The organism is Promicromonospora sp. Populi (genome assembly GCF_041081105.1).
Lineage (GTDB): Bacteria > Actinomycetota > Actinomycetes > Actinomycetales > Cellulomonadaceae > Promicromonospora.
In genome coordinates, this window is record NZ_CP163528.1 from 2,917,364 (window position 1) to 2,934,491 (window position 17,128).

Below are 17,128 nucleotides of genomic sequence, written 5' to 3' on the forward strand. Positions count from 1 at the left end.
CCGGTCAGCTGCTGCGGGTGACCATTACCTTCTCGCGGCCGAGCGGGTCGGGCAGGAAGAAGAGGTCGTCCGCGTCGGCGACGTAGAGCGGCAGCTCGCCCAGGTCCGAGGGCATGCCGTCGGCGTCGGTCACGGTCAGCTCGACGTGGTCGGCCGAGCGCGACACGTACTTCCAGGTGCCCTCGAGCTCGGCGGGGGCGCGAGCCGCCTTGACCGCGCCGGCGACCGCGTGGTCGACGGTGCCGTCGTCCGCGCCCGTGAGCGCGCCGGCGAGCACCTCGTCCGGGATCCCGACGGCGGTGAACGTCCGGTCCTCGCTGAGCGCGACGTAGGTCGCGGCGTCGTCACCCACGTAGGAGCCCACGAACTGGGGCTCCGCGTAGTTGATCGTGCACCCGGACAGCATGAGCACGCCGGCGAGTACTCCCACCCCTAGGAAGGCCTGTCGCTGGTTCATTCGATACCTCGGTTGTCCCGGACCTGCTGGTCGGTCGCCCAATCTAACGGGAAAGCCGCGATCCCTCCTGGGGAACCGGGATGGTGATCACCACACCCTGTGCTGATCCGATGAACACCCTGAGCGACCAACTGCCGTCGTCCCGCACAATGACGGCATCATGAGCAACACGCGCACGGCGGCAGGCGGCTCCGCGCTCCTCGTAGCGGTCCTCGTCTTTGCCCTGAACCTGCGCACCCCCATCACATCGCTCCCGCCAGTCATGTCCGACGTCGCGGCCGGGCTCGGCCTCGACCAGACCCTGGCCGGGCTGCTCGTGGGCATCCCCGCGCTCTGCTTCGGCGTGGTGGCACCGGCGGCGTCAGCCCTTATCGCCCGGGCCGGGCCCTACGCCGCCGTCACCGTCGCCCTCGTGGGGGTGATCGCCGGGACCCTGATCCGGTCGGCAGGCTCCGGAACGCCCGGCGTCGTGGCGGCGTTCACGGGGACCGTGGTGCTGGGTGCGGCAATCACCGTGGGCAACGTGGTGGTCCCGGTGATCATCGCGCGGGACTTCCCGGCGCGGGCGGCGCTGGCGACCGGCCTGTACTCGTCGACGATGAATCTCGGGTCGGTCTTCGCGACGTCCCTCACGGCGCCGCTGGCGGCCCTGCTGGGCTGGCAGGGCGCCGTCGCCTCGTGGGCGCTCGTGGCAGTCGTGGCCCTGGTGGTCTGGCTGGTCACCACCCGCCGTCGGCCCGTGCCCAAGACTCAGGCCACCCGGGCGGCCCACCTGCCCGACCCGTCGGAGCAAGCCGCCGAGCGGCCCGGCGAGACGTGGCACGGCGTGCTGCGCCGCCCGCTCACCTGGGCACTGACGGTGGCGTTCGCGGGGCAGTCGTTCTCGTACTTCGCGGTGACGGGCTGGCTGCCGGAGCTCCTGCGTGACCTGCTGGGCGTGTCCGTGACCACGGCGGGCAACGCATCGGCCCCGTTCCAGGGGCTGGCCATCGCGGGCAGCGTGCTGGTCCCGCTCGCGCTGGCCGCTCGGGTACCGATGCGCGCCGCCGCGGTGACCACCTGCCTGCTCTGGGTGGCTCTGCCCGGGGGCCTGCTGCTGGCGCCGCAGTGGTGGCTGCTGTGGGTGAGCCTCGCGGGGATCGCCCAGGGCGGGAACTTCGTGGTGATCTTCACGATCGTCGCCCAGCAGTGCCGCACGGTGGCCCAGACCCGGCGGACGGTCGCCGTCGTGCAGGCGTTCGGCTACATGATCGCCGCCACCGCGCCCGCTGTGATCGGCGCGGTGCACGCGGCGTCGGGCGGCTGGGACGCGGCGATCCTGGTGCTGCTCGGGTCCACCCTGACGCTCGGGACGGCGGAGCTGATCGCGACGCGACGCACTGGCCGCGCGCGACCCTGAGGCCGCGCCTACAGGAACTTTTCCATACTCATTGAAAGATGGCAGGATCATTGCCTATCTTTCCAGCATGACGACACATCTTGAGCCCACCGCAGTGCTCCCCACCCTTCGCGAGCACCTCCTGGTCGACGGGTTCGACCTCGTCCTCGACCTCACCCGGTCGCACGGCTCCACGCTCATCGACGCGCGCGACGGCCGCGAGTGGCTCGACCTGTTCACATTCTTCGCATCTTCCCCGCTCGGTATGAACCACCCCGCGCTGGCCGGGGACCCCGCGTTCCGCGCAGAGCTGGCCGCCGCCGCGATCAATAAGCCGTCCAACTCCGACATCTACACGGTCGAGATGGCGCGCTTCGCGGACACGTTCGCGCGCGTGCTCGGCGACCCCGCGCTGCCGCACCTGTTCTTCATCGACGGTGGAGCACTCGCCGTCGAGAACGCCCTCAAGGTCGCGTTCGACTGGAAGTCACGCCTGAACGAGGCGAACGGCCGCTCCCCGGAGCTCGGCACCCAGGTGATGCACCTGGAGCACGCTTTCCACGGCCGCTCCGGGTACACGATGTCGCTCACGAACACCGAGCCGGGCAAGGTGGCCCGGTTCCCCAAGTTCGACTGGCCGCGCATCCCCTCCCCGTACATCGCGGAGGGCAAGGACATGGACGCCGCCGAGGGTGCCGCGCTCCGGGCCGCCCGCGCGGCGTTCGAGGCCAACCCGCACGACATCGCGGCCTTCATCATGGAGCCCATCCAGGGCGAGGGCGGCGACCACCACTTCCGCCCCTCGTTCCTCCAGGGCATGCAGCTGCTGTGCCAGGAGTTCGACGCGCTGTTCATCATGGACGAGGTCCAGACCGGCGCCGGGATCACCGGCACCACGTGGGCCTACCAGCAGCTCGGCGTCACGCCCGACGTCGTCGCGTTCGGCAAGAAGACGCAGGTCTGCGGGATCATGGCCGGCGGCCGGGTCGACGAGGTGCCGGACAACGCGTTCGCCGTCTCGTCGCGCATCAACTCCACCTGGGGCGGCAACCTCACCGACATGGTGCGCTCGCGCCGGATCCTGGAGACCTATGAGGCCGAGGGCCTGGTCGACCGAGCCCGGTCCATGGGCAAGCGCCTCCAGGACGCGCTCACCGAGCTGGCCACCCGGCACGACGGCGTGACCGACGTCCGCGGCCGGGGCCTGATGTGCGCGGTGACGCTGCCGTCCCGCGCGGTCCGCGACAGGGTGCTGTCCGCCCTCACCGAGCGGAGCGTCCTGCTGCTGGGCTGCGGCGAGCGCTCGGTCCGGTTCCGCCCCGCCATGACGGTCACCGCGGAGGCGCTGGAGGCCGGCGTCCGCGCCCTGGACGAGGTCCTGACGGAAACCCTCTGACCCCAATTGGTTGTGGGCGCGATCGTTGCGGCTTCCCGCCCGTTCTAGGCGCAACGATCGCGCCCACGACCAACGCTGGGCTATTCAGTGGCGACGCTGTCGGCGATCCTGATCAGTTCGGCGATCGTCGGGCCTGCGCTTCCTGTGGGTGTCCGGCCCAGGATGCCGAGCAGCAGGTAGGAGCCGGCGTCGTCGGTCCATTCGAGGCGCACCGGACCGAACCCGTTGTTGTCCACGCGGGTGACACGCGCCTCCAGGCCTGACTCCTGGAGGTCTCGCCACTCGACCGTCACGTTGTCGCCGGACAGCTCCTCGGCAAGCTCCTGCGATCCTGGGTAGGCCACGTAGGTGATGGTCGCCGCCGGGTGGTACGCGCCCGACCGGACCTCCTCCTCGGGCCACGACAGGCCCGGCCCACCGCGGAAGGTCTCTGCGTTCTCAGGCCCGTCCAGCGAGTAGACGATCCAGGTGCCGAGGTGGTCCTCAGCCGTCGTGCGACCGATCCCGGCCGAGATCTCGGCGGGGCACTCCGCGACGGCGTGCAGGACATCTTCGGGCACCCAGTGCGGCTGGCGCAGGTCCGCGGCGCAGGTGCCTGCCGTGAGCTCGGTGGCGTCCGCCGGCGTGATGACGGGCTCCTCCTCCCCCGCCCCGATCACGAGCGTGACCACGAGGATGACTATGGCGCCGAGCAGCGTCACGGCCCCGCCGATCAGCCATTCCGGGCGGATCCTGGGTTCCTCGATGGTGGTGACCACGTCAGCCCCCGCACTCGATCTCGGTGACCGCGTCCCGCGAGAGCGCGATCACCGTGCTCGACGAGACCGGGCTCTGCGCCACCCCCGGCAGCACCCAGGAGCCCCAGTCGCAGTCGTTCTCGGCGAAGTAGGCCTCACGCAAGCCGCCTTCCGCGCCGAAGCGCACGCGGTGGTCCGGCCCCTGGCAGTCGAACTCCGGATCGCACACGGAGATGGCGAGCGCGCGCATGGTCACCCAGGTGCTGGTGTCGACGCAGCCGTCGACAGGCAGGCCGTTGTAGGCCTGGAACGCCCTGGTCGCGACGTCCGAATCGGAGTCCCAGGCTCCGTCCACGGGCTCGAGCCCGGTGCTCGCCGACAGCATGTTCTGGGCCGCGACCACGGCGCCGCCGGACGTCGCACCGCACTCGCCGACCGGGTCGTTGGACAGCCACATCGCACTGGAGTTCACCGCCTGGACCACGGCAGCGACGATCAGGGCGGCGACCACCGTGCCACCGCCCGCCTGCAGCCAGGTTCGGGTGGTGGGCATGCCCTGGTCGCTCCTTACGTCTGCCCGACGCCGAAGCGGGGCGATGTACTTGCTGCCCGAGCGTAACAATCTGCCCTAACAAGACGGAAGCGACGCACCGGACTAAACCCCGCGTGGATGTTCATGAATTCACATTGGTAGGCCCGTCGTGTCCGCGGGCGCCGCGCGGGCCGGCGGGTAATCTCGGCGGCATGCTGCGGCATCTGATCAGCCCGCCGCGACTGCGTCCGGGCGACACCGTCGCCGTCGTCGCCCCGTCCGGTCCCGTACCGGCTGAGCGCCTCGACGCCGGCGTCGACCGCCTGCTGGCCTGGGGGCTCGACGTGCAGGTCATGCCGCACGTCCGGGACACGCACCCGGTCCACGGCTACCTGGCCGGTTCCGACGCGGCACGCGCGGCCGACTTCCAGGAGGCGTGGCTCGATCCTGATGTCCGCGCGGTGGTCGCGGCAGGCGGCGGGTACGGGGCCGCCCGGATGGCCGACCTCGTCGACTGGGACGCGCTCGCCGCCACGGACCCCAAGGTGCTCGTCGGGTACAGCGACACCACGGTGCTGCACCAGGCGGTCGCCGCCCGGCTCGGGCTGGTGTCGCTGTACGGCCCGATGCCCGGCTCGCCGTCGTTCCTCACGTCCGAGCCGGCCCGGGAGCACCTGCGGCGCACCCTGTTCGAGCCGGAGGCGACACACCAGATCACCGGCCCCCGGGCCCACGCCCTGGTGGGCGGCACGGCCCGCGGCATCACCATCGGCGGGTGCCTCTCGCTCCTGGCGGCGTCCGTCGGGGCCGTCTCGGCGCAGTCGTCCGCCGCGGGCGGGATCGTCCTGCTGGAGGACATCGGCAAGCGCACCTCCCGGCTCGACTCGTGCCTCACGCAGCTGCTGCGCGCTAGCTGGTTCGACGGCGCCGTCGGCGTGGTGCTGGGGTCGTGGCAGGACTGCGAACCGGTCGAGCCGGTCGTCCGCGACCTGCTGGGGCCGCTCGGCATCCCGATCCTGAGTGACCTCGGGTTCGGCCACGGGCCCGACCCGCTCACCGTGCCGCTGGGGGTGTCCATCGAGCTGGACGCCGACGCGGGCACGCTCACGCTGGACGAGCCAGCACTGGGGCGCTGACACCCGCGCTCAGCTCGGGTCCGTCATCTGCCCCTCGAAGTAGGTCTGCAGCACCACGGTGGTGCGCGTGGAGACCTTCGCCGTACGCCGGATCCGCCCGAGCAGCTCCTCCAGCGCCCGCGGCGACGCCACCCGTGCGGACAGCAGGTAGTTCGCGTTGCCCGCCACGGAGTAGCACGACTCGATGCCGGACATGCCGCGCAGCCGTTCGGGGGCGTCGTCCTCCTGCGCCTGGTCCAGGGGGGTGATCTCGATGAACGCGGAGAGCGGCAGACCCACCGCCTCAGGGTTCACCACCGCCCGGTAGCCGGTGATTACGCCGCGGGCCTCCAGCTTGCGCACCCGCACCTGCACGGCGGACAGGGACAGGCCCGAGATCTCGGACAGCACCGCAAGCGTGGTGCGCCCGTCCTTCCGCAGTGCGTCGACGAGCGCTCGGTCGACCCCGTCGAGCGGTCCCACATCGTTGTCCGTCATCCCGCCACCTCCGCCGCTTCGAGCCAGGCCGCCTCGAGCTCGTCACGCTCGCTCACCAGGTCGCGGAGCTCCGCGTCCAGCTTGGCGACAGCCTGGTAGTCCGTTGCCTGCTGCGCAATATTCTCGTGCAGCTCGGCCTCCTTCTGGGCAATCTTCGCAAGACGCCGCTCAATTCGGGAGACCTCCTTCTTCGCGGCGCGGATGTCCCGCTGCGAGAGCTCGTCGCCCGGGGCGGTCCCGCCCGACGCCGGCGCCGTCGCGCCACCGGCGGTTCCGGTCCCGGAACCCGGGGTGCCCGACGCCGAGGCGCCGGCCGCCTTGGCCGCCGCCCGCAGCCGCAGATACTCCTCCACGCCGCCGGGCAGGTCCCGGATGGTGCCGTCGCCGAGCAGCGCCACCTGCCGGTCCGCCACCCGTTCCAGCAGGTAGCGGTCGTGCGAGACGACGATCAGCGTGCCGAGCCACCCGTCCAGCAGGTCCTCGACGGCGGCCAGCGTGTCCGTGTCGAGGTCGTTGGTGGGCTCGTCGAGCAGCAGCACGTTGGGCTCGGCCACCAGCAGCCGCAGCAGCTGCAGCCGACGCCGCTCGCCGCCGGACAGGTTCCGCACCGACGTGTAGGCGCGCTCGTGCGTGAAGCCGAGCTTCTCGGTGAGCTGCGCCGCGGTGAGCTCCTTGCCGTCGACGACAACCCGGCCCTTCTCCTGCTCGATCACCCCGACGGCAGTCAGGGCTCCGAACTCGTCCAGCTCGGCGACGTCCTGGGAGAGCTCCTGCACGTGGATCGTCTTGCCCCGCTTGACGCGCCCCGAGTCCGGCTCGCGCCGTCCGGCGAGCAGCGCGAGCAGCGTCGTCTTGCCCGCGCCGTTGACGCCGACGACGCCGTACCGGTCGCCCGGGCCGAGCCGCCAGGTCACGTCGTCGAACAGGACCTTGACCGGGCCCTCGGCCTCCCCGCCCACCCGCACGCTTACCGACTCCAGGTCCAGCACGTCCTTGCCCAGGCGGCGCGTCGCCATCCGGGTCAGCTCCATCGAGTCGCGCGGCGGCGGCTCGTCGTCGATCAGCGCGGAGGCGGCGTCGAGCCGGAACTTCGGCTTGGACGTACGCGCGGGCGCGCCGCGGCGCAGCCAGGCGAGCTCCTTGCGCAGCAGGTTGTCCCGCTTCTCGGAGGCCGTCGCGGCCTGCCGGGCGCGCTCGGCGCGGGCCAGGATGTAGGCCGCGTAACCGCCGTCGTACCCGTCGACGGCGCCCGTGCCGTCGCCGCGCACCTCCCACATGCGCGAGCAGACCTCGTCGAGGAACCAGCGGTCGTGCGTGACGACGGCGAGCGCGCCGGTTGCGCCAGGGCGCCCGTACCGCTCCCGCAGGTGGGCCGCGAGCCAGGCCACACCCTCGACGTCGAGGTGGTTGGTGGGCTCGTCGAGCAGCAGCACGTCCGGGTCCTGCACGAGCAGGGCCGCGAGCGCTACCCGGCGACGCTGGCCGCCCGAGAGCTTCGCGGCCGGGGCGTCCCAGGCGAGGTCGGCGAGCAGGCCGTCCTGCACGTTGCGGACCCGGGCGTCGGACGCCCAGACGTGCGTCTCGGCGTCGCCGTGCACGATGTCGAGGACGGTGGCGGCGTCGGGCAGCTCGTCGCGCTGGTCGAGCATGCCCAGGGTGGAGCCGCCCACCTTGGTGACGCGTCCGCCGTCGGGCAGGGTGGTGCCCGAGAGGATGCGCAGCAGGGTGGACTTGCCCGCGCCGTTGGGGCCGACGACGCCGACGCGGTCGCCGTCGTCGAGCCCGAGGGAGACGTCGGACAGGAGGGTGCGAGTGCCGATGGTCAGCGCGATGCCGTCTGCGCCGAGAAGATGTGCCACCTGCCAAGGGTAGTCGGGCGCTAGGCTCGCTCGGTCGACGGCGACCGAGGCGAGGACTGCGCCGTCGACCCAACAGCTGACCTAAGCCGAGGAGCACAGAAGTGGCCCAGTTCGACATGCCGCTCTCCGATCTTGAGACGTACTCCCCCGAGATCGACGAGCCCGCCGACTTCGACGAGTTCTGGTCGACGACCCTGGCCGAGGCCCGCACGTTCGACGAGGCGCCGCGGGTGGAGCGCATCGACGTAGGGCTCACCGAGATCCTGGTCGACGACGTCACGTTCCCCGGGTTCGGCGGCCACCCGGTCAAGGCGTGGCTGACGCGCCCCGCGCACGCGGACGGTGACCTGCCAGTGGTGGTCGAGTACCAGGGCTACGGCGGCGGGCGGGGGCTGCCGCACGAGCGCATCCAGTGGGCCGCCGCGGGCTACGCGCACCTCATGATGGACACGCGCGGCCAGGGGTCGGGCTGGGGTTCGGGCGGGGACACGCCGGACCCGGTGGGGTCCGGCCCGGCGAGCCCCGGGTTCATGACCCGTGGTGTGCTCGACCCGCACGACCACTACTACCGGCGGGTCTTCACCGACGGCGTCCGCGCCGTCGACGCGGTGCGCGCCATACCTGGCCTGGACCCGCGGCGCGTGGCGGTGCACGGCGGCAGCCAGGGCGGCGGCATCACCATCGCGGTCGCGGGCCTGGTGCCCGACGTCGTGGCGGCGATGCCCGACGTGCCGTTCCTGAGCCACTTCCGCCGGGCGGTGTCGATCACGGACAGCTTCCCGTACGGCGAGATCACGAAGTACCTGTCGGTGTACCGCGACCCGGCGGTCGAGGCGCAGGTCTGGCGCACCTTCTCCTACCTGGACGGGGTGTCGTTCGCCCGGCGGGCTAGCTGCGCGGTGCTGTTCTCGGTGGCGCTGATGGATGAGGTCTGCCCGCCGTCGACCGTGTACGCCGCGTTCAACGGCTGGGGGCCGGGGCCTACCAAGGAGATCGACGTCTACCCGTACAACAACCATGAGGGAGGCGGCGACTACCGGTTCCCGCGCAAGCTCGGCTGGCTGGGCAAGCTCGGCTGACGGGCGGGTTCGCCGAGGAACGGGCGGGCGAGATTTACCCGTTATATGCGGGAGGTAGGCTCCCAGCGCACGCATTGCTCACGGGATACTCACGGGAGGTCAGCCCTGTGCCTGATTACGATCTGCCGCTCGTCTCGGTCGCACCGGCAGCGCCGCCCGCCACCGACGAGCCCGCGGACTTCGACAGCTTCTGGTCACGGACGATCGCAGCGCACCTCGACATCGACGTCGCTCCGGTGCTGACCGCCGCGTCCACCTGGTCCCCAGAGCTGCGGGCCGAGGTCGCTACGTTCGCCGGGTTCGAGGGCCGGCCGGTGCGGGGCCGGCTCATCACCCCGGTGGAGGCCGACGCGACCCTGCCCGGCGTGGTCGAGCTGCGACCGGCCGGCCGCGGTGCGGACCTGGACGTCGAGTGGCTCGCGTCGAGCGGGTTCGCGCACCTGGTGGTCGAGATCCCCGGGGACGACCTCGACGACCCGTACAACAGCGGCGTCTTCACCGACGCCGTCCGGTCGGTGCAGGCCCTACGCACCCTGCCGAGCGTGGACCCGTCCCGCGTGGCGGTGCTCGGCGTCGGCCCGGTGGCGGCAGCCGTCGTCGCCGCGGCGGGCCTGCTGCCCGACCTCGCCTGCGCCATGGTCGAGGGCGACATCCCCGCGGCGCACAAGGACTCCCTGGTCGCGTTCGCGCGGCGCGCGACCACACCGCTCCAGGTCACGCCGGGCGCGGGCGCCCAGGTGCTGCAGGAGGAGTGGGGCTTCAACGCGGCCCTGGCGCTCGGCGCGATGACGGGCTCGGTCGAGCGGGTGGTCGAGTGCGTCCTCACCGAGGAGACCGACCAGGCCACCCGCCGCACCGACTGGCTCACCCGCCACACCCACCTGAAGAACATCTTCGTCCCCCAGATCGCCTACTAACCCCTCTTGGGGTCAGCGGGCGACGGCGGTCACGAGCTGGGTGCCCGGGGCGGGGCCCGTCGCGCAGAAGATGGCGTCGACGACGTCGGCCGCCGTCCACGCGGCGCCCAGCGCCAGGGCGTGCTGCCGGGACCGCCCGAGCGCGGCGACCGTGGGGCCGGACCCGGAGACGATCACACCCAGCGCGCCGGACTCGGTGGCGACCTCCAGCACCGGGGCCAGCTCCGGCCGCAGGTCCAGGGCCGGTAGCTCCAGGTCGTTGTGCAGCGCCTTGCCGAGCGCCACCGGGTCCCCCGCGCGGAGCGCGTGCATGATCGCGGTGTCGTCGGTGGGCGCCACCCGCGGGGTGGACGGACCGGCCAGCTCATCGAACCGGTGGAACACGCTCGGCGTCGACAGGCCCTCGCGCTGCGTGCCGAAGCACCAGTGGAACTCGCCGCGCGTCATGGCCGGCGTGAGCAGGTCACCGCGCCCCGTGCCGACGGCGGTGTGCCCCAGCAGGGAGAACGGCACGTCCGCCCCGAGCTCGGCGGCCATCTCCACGAGCTCCGGGCGCGGTATCCCCGCCTCCCAGAGCGCATCGCACGCCACGAGCGCGGCGGCAGCGTCGGCCGACCCGCCGGCCATGCCCCCGGCGACGGGCACACCCTTGGTGATGTGCAGCGCGACGTCGGCCGCCAGACCCGTGCGTTCCGCCAGCAGCCCCGCGGCCCGCCACGCGAGGTTGGTCTCGTCGGTAGGTACGACGTCGGCCCCCGGGCCCGAGACCGTCAGCGAGATGCCCGAGCCGGGCGCCACCTGGGTCGCCGTGACCTCCTCGAACAGGGACACGGCCTGGAATATCGTCGCCAGCGGGTGGTAGCCGTCGGCGCCGACGGGCCCTACGCGCAGCGCGAGGTTGACCTTGCCGGGCGCGCGGACGCGGACCGACGGCTGCGGGGCCGCGGTCAGTCGCGGGATCATTCGGCCCCCTCCGCGCCCTCGCCCTGCGACCCGTCGCCCTGCGGGACCTGTTCCGCTATGCGCGCGAACTGCTCGACCCCCAGGGTCTCGCCACGCGCGCTCGGGTCGACGCCGGCGGCCCGCAGCGCCGTCTCGGCGGCGACACCCGAGCCGAACAGCCCGGACAGCGCGGCCCGCAGCGTCTTGCGGCGCTGCGCGAAGGCGGCGTCGACGACGGCGAAGACCTGCTCGCGCGACGCGGTGGTCGACGGCGGATCCCGGCGTTCCAGGTGGACGAGCGCCGAGTCGACGTTCGGGGCAGGCCAGAAGACGTTGCGCCCGACGGTCCCTGCGCGGCGGGCCGACGCGTACCAGGCGGCCTTGACCGACGGGATGCCGTAGATCTTGGAGCCCGGCACGGCCGCGATCCGGTCGGCGACCTCCGCCTGGACCATGACGAGCACCCGTTCCAGCGAGTCGAACCGCTGCAGCATGGTCAGCAGCACCGGGACCGCCACGTTGTACGGGAGGTTCGCCACGAGCGCCGTCGGCGGTGCGCCGGGCAGGGTGGTGACGTCCATCGCGTCGGAGAGCACCACCTCGAAGTCGGACTCCGGGAACCGGGCGTGCACGGTCTCGGAGATCTGCCCGGCCAGGACCGGGTCGATCTCGATGGCCACCACGGAGGCGCCGTCCTCCACGAGGCCGAGAGTCAGGGAGCCGAGCCCGGGTCCGACCTCCACCACCCGTTCGCCGGGCCGCAGCGCCGCGATACGGACGATCTTGCGGACCGTTCCGCCGTCGTGCAGGAAGTTCTGCCCCAGCGTCTTGGTGGGGCGGACACCCAAACGCCCTGCCAGGTCGCGGATCTCCGCGGGACCGAGCAGGGCGCTTGAGGTGTCGTTCATGCAGGTGAGCCTAACCGGAGCGTTCGTGCGGAGCGCACTCGGAGGTGGGACGCAGCGAAGCCAGTCCCGCTGGAGAGTGCGCGGAGCACGAGAGCGACCATGACTCAGTGCGCTGGTGCAAAGTGCACTCAGTACCAGCCCACCGACTCCGAGTGGCTCCACGCACCGCACGGCGAGCCGTAGCGGTCCGCGATGTAGCCCAGGCCCCACTCGATCTGAGTGGCCGGGTTGGTGGCCCAGTCCGCGCCTGCCGAAGCCATCTTGGAGCCCGGCAGGGCCTGCGGCACGCCGTAGGCGCCCGAGGACGGGTTGGCCGCCTGGTAGTTCCAGCCCGACTCGCGCTGCCACAGGAGGTCGAGGCAGGTCCACTCCTGGCCGGTCCAGCCACGGGCGGCGGCCATCTGCTGGCCGATCTCCTTGACCGAGCCCGCCGGCACCGGGGCACTGGCCTCGGTCGGGACGGCCGCCTCGGGCTCCTCCACGACCGGGCGCTCCCTGGTGCCCTCGACGACTACCTGGTCGACGGGTTCCGTCGTGACCTCGTCGGAAAGCTCCTCGCGGGACACGACCTCACCGTCGACGGTGCGCACGAGGACGACGCGGGTGCGCACACCCTGCTCGCCCTCGGTCCGGACCAGGTCGCCCTCGTCCGCGTAGCGCTCGTCGTCCTGCACGGTAGTGGTCTCGAAGTCCACGTCGGTGGTCGTGGTGACCTTCTTGCTCTCGACGCGCTGCACCTGGACGGCCACGTCTGCGCCCGCCGTCTCGGCGGACTCCGCGGACTTGCTGTCGATGACCTCGTCCTCGGCGAGGGTGGCGACCGGGACGATGCTCACGCGGTCGTCCTCGTCGAGCTCGACCTCGAGGCCGTCGAGCACGCTGTCGACGCTCGCCGCGTGGTCCTCGACGACGCGGGTCGCGCCGTCGGCCACCACGGCGACGGGACCGTCGTCGTTCAGCCGGAGCGGGAGCGAGGCACGGTCTCCGGAGCGGGACGCCACCAGGGCGACGTCGCTGCCACGCTCGGCGAGCGTGCTCAGGGCCTCGCTCGCGTCGGTGACGGTGACCCAGACGTCGCGCTCGGCGTCGCCGTCGGTCATGGTGACCTGGCGTGCGTAGCGGACCACTACCTGGTCGCCGTCGGAGAGCTCTGCGTCGTTTCCGGGGGCCACGAGGTCGCGCTCGCCCAGACGGACGCCTTGCGACTCGAGCAGGCCCTCGACGGAGCCGGAGTAGGTGGTGACGGTCCTTGATGTGCCGTCGATGTCGAGCGTGACGGTCTTGTGCGCCTCTGCGAAGGCGACGGATCCGGAAGCGACGGTCGCGACGGCTGCGAGGCCTGCGACGAGCGGCCAGCGACGGCGAAGCGTCGAGGTAACGGCCTGGGGTGCTACGGCCTCGGAGTTTGAGTTGGTGCTGGGGATGGAGCCAGAACTCTGCTGCTCAAAACGGGGGTTCACTCGTGTCCAGTCGTCGGACGTTCCGGGCACGGGCGGTGAGGCGGGCTTCCCGTTTGGGGCGGGAGTCCCTACCGCGAATTGGCCTGGGGGGCCTAGCGACTCTGACGAGCCGTCGCGGTCTCGACCGGCCGATCCGGCGGTCTCACACTGACCGCGAGGTTCCGCGTTCAGTGCCGTTCTTGCTGCCGTCGGAGTGCTGTGGCCTACACCACGTCACACCCCCACGCCAGCGAGGACAACCGAACGTAACTGATTTGTTATCGCCCGGCCAAATATCTTGTGGGGTAAGAACTGTGTTCTCGGTCACTCGTCCAGGACGAGCGTCCAAGTCTTGGGGGGATCAGTCCGGCTCGGACTTCGGTGCCGGCTTCTCCGGTTTTGGCCCGGGCTTGGGCTTCGCGGGCTTGGGCTTCGGCTCGGAGCTCGGCTCGGGCTTCGGTGTCGGCTTTGGATCAGGGCGGGCCTTGGTGCCGTACAAGATCACCTCGTCTACGGGCGCCCGGGCGACCCAGGTAGACAGCTTCTCCTTGTCCACGACCTTGCCGTCGACAGTGGTGACATCCCAGGACGTGATCCGTTCGCCTGCCGCCCCCTTGGTCGCCCGGTACGGCGCCAGGTCCTCGAACCGGTCCGGGTCCGGGGCAGTGAGGGTGCGGAACGGGAGCGAGGTGACGGTCTGGTCGATCGAGGTCTGGACCTGCTCGATCACGATGCTCAGCGTCGGAGCGCCCGGGCGGGCAGAGGCCTCGCGCTCGACCCTGATCCGGTCGTCGCCGTCGACCGTGACCGCGCGCTCGGCGAGCAGCTCGTCGAGCGTCGCGGCGCCGTCGGGCACCTGCCGCTTCTGACCGCCGACCACAAGGTTGACCGGCCCGTCGGCGTCGAGCCGCATCGGGAGCGACACACGACCGTCGGCACGAGTCGGGAGCAGCACCACGTCGCGGCTCCCCTCGGACAGCGTGGCGAGCGCCTGGTCCGCGTCGACGGCGGCGACCCAGGCGGTCCGCCGCTCGCCGTCGGCCCGCACAGTGACGTGATGGCTGTACCGGACGACCACCCGGCCGCCGTCGTGCAGCGCACCTTCGGTACCAGGCGTCACGACGTCCCTGCCGGTGACCTCGATGCCCTCGTCGACCAGGAGGTCGGCGACGTCGCCCTGGAAGGTCTCGACTCTGCTGACCTTGCCGTCCACGTCCAGCGTCACGGTCTTGTGCGCCGAGGCGTAAGCGGCGACGCCGCCGGTGCCCGCCAGTGCGACGGCCGCGGTGCTCGCGAGGAAGACGACGCTGCGTCGGCGGCGCGGCGGCTCGGGCGCCGGATAGAGGTCTCGCCCCGCTGTCGGTAGGGGCGGCGGTGGCGGTGGCGGTACGGGACGCATCGCCGGCGGGAAGGCCTCGTCCGCGGAGGGCGGCGGGCCGAAGGGTGAGAGGTTCTGGAAGAGCTCGGAGACGCCGACGGTGCCGTCGGCCTCAGGATTGGTGGATTGATCGCCGGGGTCGTCCTGGGGCACCTGGGGAGATGTCACCACGCGACCGTAACCCGACCGTTATCGAATGCAAGCCTATCCGGAAATACGGCCTGCAAAACGTCGGGAAAGACCCTGGATATCCCATATATCCCAGGGTGAAAGGCCGGTCAGTACCAGCCGATCTCCACGGAGTGCGCCCACGCACCGCACGGCGTGCCGTAGCGCCCGGAGATGTAGCCCAGGCCCCACTCGATCTGCGTGGCCGGGTTGGTCAGCCAGTCGCTGCCGACGGACGCCATCTTGGAGCCCGGCAGGGCCTGCGGGATGCCGTACGCGCTGCTGGAGGGGTTGTCAGCGTTCCAGCGCCAGCCGCTCTCCTTCTGCCAGAGCTGGTCCAGGCAGGAGAACTCGTCGGCGCCCCAGCCCCGCTCGGCGGCCATCGCCTGGCCCAGGCCCCGGGCGGAGCCCGGGTCCACGGGCGCGGTGGCGACGTCCATCGTCCCCACCACTACCACCTCGTTCACGGGCTCCCGGGTCACGGTCCGGTCCACGACGGTCCGTTCGACGACGGCGCCGCCGACCGTCTTCACGGAGTACTGCACCTCGGCCTCACCAGGCACGCCGGCGGTGCGGATGGACTCGTAGCCCTCGGGAAGGCTCGGGTCGTCGACCGTCTCGGTCTCGAACGGGATCACCTCGGTCACCGTGCGCGACGACGATGCGTCTCGGCTGACCATGACGACCATCCCGTCCACGGCCGCGGCGTCGAGCGGCACAGACGTGACGTCGCCGTCGGCCAGCGAGATGCCCGCCTCGTCGAACACGCCGCGCACCGTCGACTGCGTGGTGTTGAACTCGAGCGCCGAGCCGTCCACGGCGATGTTCACCTTCTTGACCGTGGAGAACCGGACCGGGTCGCGGTCGAGCCGCGCGGTTCGGGAGGCCGTGGCGAGCGCGCCGTCGCCGCGGGGCCCAAGGGCCGCCATCAGCTCGCCGACCGTGCCGGCGGTGGTGCGGAGCGTGATGATCTGGCCGTCGAGCTCGACCGTGATCTGGCGGCTGGTGCGGACCACCACGGTGCCACCGGGTCCGACGCCGGAGCTTCCGACGGGCTGCACGACGTCGTCGCGGCCCAGCTCGATGTGCTGCGAGGCGAGCGCCTCGGTGACCGTGTCGCCGTAGACGCTGAGCGTGCGGACGTCGCCGTTGTAGTCGATCGTCACGGTGTTGGCGTTGGCCACGTACACCCCGCTCACAGCGACGAGCGTGCCGACGACGGCACCACGGACCAACCACCGGGCCGCTCTGCTCGCGAGCCACGGCCGTGCGTACCTCACCACGAGCACCAGACCGTAACGGAACTAACAGCCCAGGAAAAGCCAGCACGACATGAAATGAAATGCCGAATTCCTCGCGTCAATGCGCCATTCTCACCAGGTGCCGTAGACCCGCTCCGCGTTCGCGGATATGTCCGCGCACAGCACCGCGAGGTCTTCCTCCAGGTGGGTCGCCATGAACCGGGCCGTATGGGCGGCCGCGAACGGGGCGTTCGGCTGCCCCCGGTACGGGTGCGGTGTGAGGTACGGGGCGTCGGTCTCCAGCAGGATCAGCTCGCGCGGAGCCACGGCAAGGGCCGCACGCAGGTCATTGTTGGCCTTGAACGTGACCGGTCCGGCGAACGACAGGTACCAGCCGTTCTCGGCGCACACGCGGGCCATCTCGGCGTCGCCGCTGAAGCAGTGGAAGACGGTGCGCTCGGGGGCGCCGTCGGCCAGCAGGACCTCGATGACCTGCGCGTGCGCATCCCGGTCGTGGATCTGCAGGGCCAGGCCCAGCTCGTTGGCCAGCGCGATGTGCGCGCGGAAGCCGTCCCGCTGCGCCTGCTCACCACGTGGGCCCGTGCGGAACAGGTCCATGCCGGTCTCGCCGATCGCGCGGATGCGGTCGTTGCCCTTCGCCAGGTCGGCGATCTCGGCGATCGCATCGTCGATTCCGACGGCGTGCCGCTCCTCGAACTCGGGCGCGAGCCCGTCGGGCCCCACCTCATCAACGCCGGCATGCAGGGTGACCTCGTTGGGATGAACGGCAACGGCCCCGACCACCCCTCGTTGAGTGCTGGAGAGGAGGCTGGCGGTCCAGCGGGCCGACGGAAGATCGCAGCCGACCTGGACCACCCGGTCCACGCCCGCCGCCGCGGCCCGGGCCAGGTGGTCGGCCACCGACGGCGGCCAGGCGTAGGCGTCCGGCTCGCCGTCGGGCGCCGTATCGGCGAGCACCGCAGCGATGTGGTCGAGGTGGGTGTGGTTGTCCACGACTGGGACCGGTAGCGGCTCCGGGTCGGCCGGGAAGCCGCGCTCGCGTGTGCGCTTGGCCATCGGGTCG

General features: G+C 71.6%; 16 protein-coding genes. 5 read left to right on the plus strand and 11 right to left on the minus strand.

Translation table 11 applies throughout. The features are described 5' to 3' along the window. Positions 1-4: 4 nt before the first annotated feature. Positions 5-457: a hypothetical protein gene (locus AB1046_RS13145; RefSeq protein WP_369369754.1), complete on the minus strand. Its 453-nt coding sequence runs from the start codon at positions 455-457 to the stop codon at positions 5-7. 160 nt (positions 458-617) lie between these two features. Between AB1046_RS13145 and AB1046_RS13150 the strand changes: the two genes are divergently transcribed. After that, the gene (locus AB1046_RS13150) at positions 618-1,856 is read left to right on the plus strand and encodes a CynX/NimT family MFS transporter (RefSeq protein ID WP_369369755.1); all 1,239 of its coding nucleotides are present in this window, start codon (positions 618-620) and stop codon (positions 1,854-1,856) included. A 67-nt stretch (positions 1,857-1,923) separates the two neighbouring features. Beyond that, positions 1,924-3,231: an L-lysine 6-transaminase gene (lat, locus tag AB1046_RS13155; protein WP_369369756.1), complete on the plus strand. Its 1,308-nt coding sequence runs from the start codon at positions 1,924-1,926 to the stop codon at positions 3,229-3,231. 80 nt (positions 3,232-3,311) lie between these two features. Here lat and AB1046_RS13160 read toward each other — a convergent pair whose 3' ends face one another. Continuing rightward, positions 3,312-3,989 carry a hypothetical protein gene (locus AB1046_RS13160; protein ID WP_369369757.1) on the minus strand — a complete coding sequence of 226 codons (678 nt, stop codon included), beginning with the start codon at positions 3,987-3,989 and terminating at the stop codon, positions 3,312-3,314. A 1-nt stretch (position 3,990) separates the two neighbouring features. Next, complete coding sequence (locus AB1046_RS13165; RefSeq protein WP_369369758.1) at positions 3,991-4,521, minus strand: peptidoglycan-binding protein; 531 nt, start codon at positions 4,519-4,521, stop codon at positions 3,991-3,993. Between the two features lie 191 nt (positions 4,522-4,712). On the opposite strand from AB1046_RS13165, the gene AB1046_RS13170 reads away from it, so the two are divergent. Then, positions 4,713-5,636 carry an LD-carboxypeptidase gene (locus AB1046_RS13170; protein ID WP_369369759.1) on the plus strand — a complete coding sequence of 308 codons (924 nt, stop codon included), beginning with the start codon at positions 4,713-4,715 and terminating at the stop codon, positions 5,634-5,636. A gap of 9 nt (positions 5,637-5,645) precedes the next feature. Here AB1046_RS13170 and AB1046_RS13175 read toward each other — a convergent pair whose 3' ends face one another. Together AB1046_RS13175 and AB1046_RS13180 are read right to left on the minus strand one after the other, a co-directional pair. Further along, positions 5,646-6,113, minus strand: coding sequence for an Lrp/AsnC family transcriptional regulator (locus AB1046_RS13175; protein ID WP_369369760.1), 468 nt, complete (start codon positions 6,111-6,113; stop codon positions 5,646-5,648). Next, a complete protein-coding gene (locus AB1046_RS13180) occupies positions 6,110-7,972 on the minus strand; it encodes an ABC-F family ATP-binding cassette domain-containing protein (protein WP_369369761.1) in 1,863 nt (620 codons plus the stop codon). The genes AB1046_RS13175 and AB1046_RS13180 overlap by 4 nt, the downstream gene beginning before the upstream one ends. Positions 7,973-8,073: 101 nt before the next feature. On the opposite strand from AB1046_RS13180, the gene AB1046_RS13185 reads away from it, so the two are divergent. Continuing rightward, a complete protein-coding gene (locus AB1046_RS13185; protein WP_369369762.1) occupies positions 8,074-9,051 on the plus strand; it encodes an acetylxylan esterase in 978 nt (325 codons plus the stop codon). A gap of 107 nt (positions 9,052-9,158) precedes the next feature. Next, positions 9,159-9,968, plus strand: coding sequence for an acetylxylan esterase (locus tag AB1046_RS13190; RefSeq protein WP_369369763.1), 810 nt, complete (start codon positions 9,159-9,161; stop codon positions 9,966-9,968). A 12-nt stretch (positions 9,969-9,980) separates the two neighbouring features. On the opposite strand, the gene AB1046_RS13195 is transcribed toward AB1046_RS13190, so the two are convergent. The 6 genes from AB1046_RS13195 to AB1046_RS13220 form a co-directional block, all read right to left on the minus strand. Further along, entirely contained in the window at positions 9,981-10,931 is a 951-nt protein-coding gene (locus AB1046_RS13195; RefSeq protein ID WP_369369764.1) for a 4-(cytidine 5'-diphospho)-2-C-methyl-D-erythritol kinase, read from the minus strand. Then, a complete protein-coding gene (rsmA, locus tag AB1046_RS13200) occupies positions 10,928-11,818 on the minus strand; it encodes a 16S rRNA (adenine(1518)-N(6)/adenine(1519)-N(6))-dimethyltransferase RsmA (RefSeq protein ID WP_369369765.1) in 891 nt (296 codons plus the stop codon). The genes AB1046_RS13195 and rsmA overlap by 4 nt, the downstream gene beginning before the upstream one ends. 128 nt (positions 11,819-11,946) lie before the next feature. Then, a complete protein-coding gene (locus AB1046_RS13205) occupies positions 11,947-13,308 on the minus strand; it encodes a ubiquitin-like domain-containing protein (RefSeq protein WP_369369766.1) in 1,362 nt (453 codons plus the stop codon). Positions 13,309-13,618: 310 nt separating this feature from the next. Continuing rightward, positions 13,619-14,803 (minus strand): ubiquitin-like domain-containing protein, encoded by a 1,185-nt coding sequence (locus AB1046_RS13210; protein ID WP_369369767.1) that lies wholly within the window; start codon positions 14,801-14,803, stop codon positions 13,619-13,621. A gap of 110 nt (positions 14,804-14,913) precedes the next feature. Beyond that, a complete protein-coding gene (locus AB1046_RS13215) occupies positions 14,914-16,083 on the minus strand; it encodes a ubiquitin-like domain-containing protein (RefSeq protein ID WP_369369768.1) in 1,170 nt (389 codons plus the stop codon). 93 nt (positions 16,084-16,176) lie between these two features. Further along, positions 16,177-17,121: a TatD family hydrolase gene (locus tag AB1046_RS13220; protein WP_369369769.1), complete on the minus strand. Its 945-nt coding sequence runs from the start codon at positions 17,119-17,121 to the stop codon at positions 16,177-16,179. Positions 17,122-17,128: the final 7 nt, after the last annotated feature.

What these genes read in the sequence shown, in the direction of transcription:
- AB1046_RS13145 (WP_369369754.1), bottom strand. Translation starts at nt 457, where the DNA reads ATGAACCAGCGACAGGCCTTCCTAGGGGTGGGAGTACTCGCCGGCGTG.
- AB1046_RS13150 (WP_369369755.1), top strand. Translation starts at nt 618, where the DNA reads ATGAGCAACACGCGCACGGCGGCAGGCGGCTCCGCGCTCCTCGTAGCG.
- lat (WP_369369756.1), top strand. Translation starts at nt 1,924, where the DNA reads ATGACGACACATCTTGAGCCCACCGCAGTGCTCCCCACCCTTCGCGAG.
- AB1046_RS13165 (WP_369369758.1), bottom strand. Translation starts at nt 4,521, where the DNA reads ATGCCCACCACCCGAACCTGGCTGCAGGCGGGCGGTGGCACGGTGGTC.
- AB1046_RS13170 (WP_369369759.1), top strand. Translation starts at nt 4,713, where the DNA reads ATGCTGCGGCATCTGATCAGCCCGCCGCGACTGCGTCCGGGCGACACC.
- AB1046_RS13175 (WP_369369760.1), bottom strand. Translation starts at nt 6,113, where the DNA reads ATGACGGACAACGATGTGGGACCGCTCGACGGGGTCGACCGAGCGCTC.
- AB1046_RS13195 (WP_369369764.1), bottom strand. Translation starts at nt 10,931, where the DNA reads ATGATCCCGCGACTGACCGCGGCCCCGCAGCCGTCGGTCCGCGTCCGC.
- rsmA (WP_369369765.1), bottom strand. Translation starts at nt 11,818, where the DNA reads ATGAACGACACCTCAAGCGCCCTGCTCGGTCCCGCGGAGATCCGCGAC.
- AB1046_RS13220 (WP_369369769.1), bottom strand. Translation starts at nt 17,121, where the DNA reads ATGGCCAAGCGCACACGCGAGCGCGGCTTCCCGGCCGACCCGGAGCCG.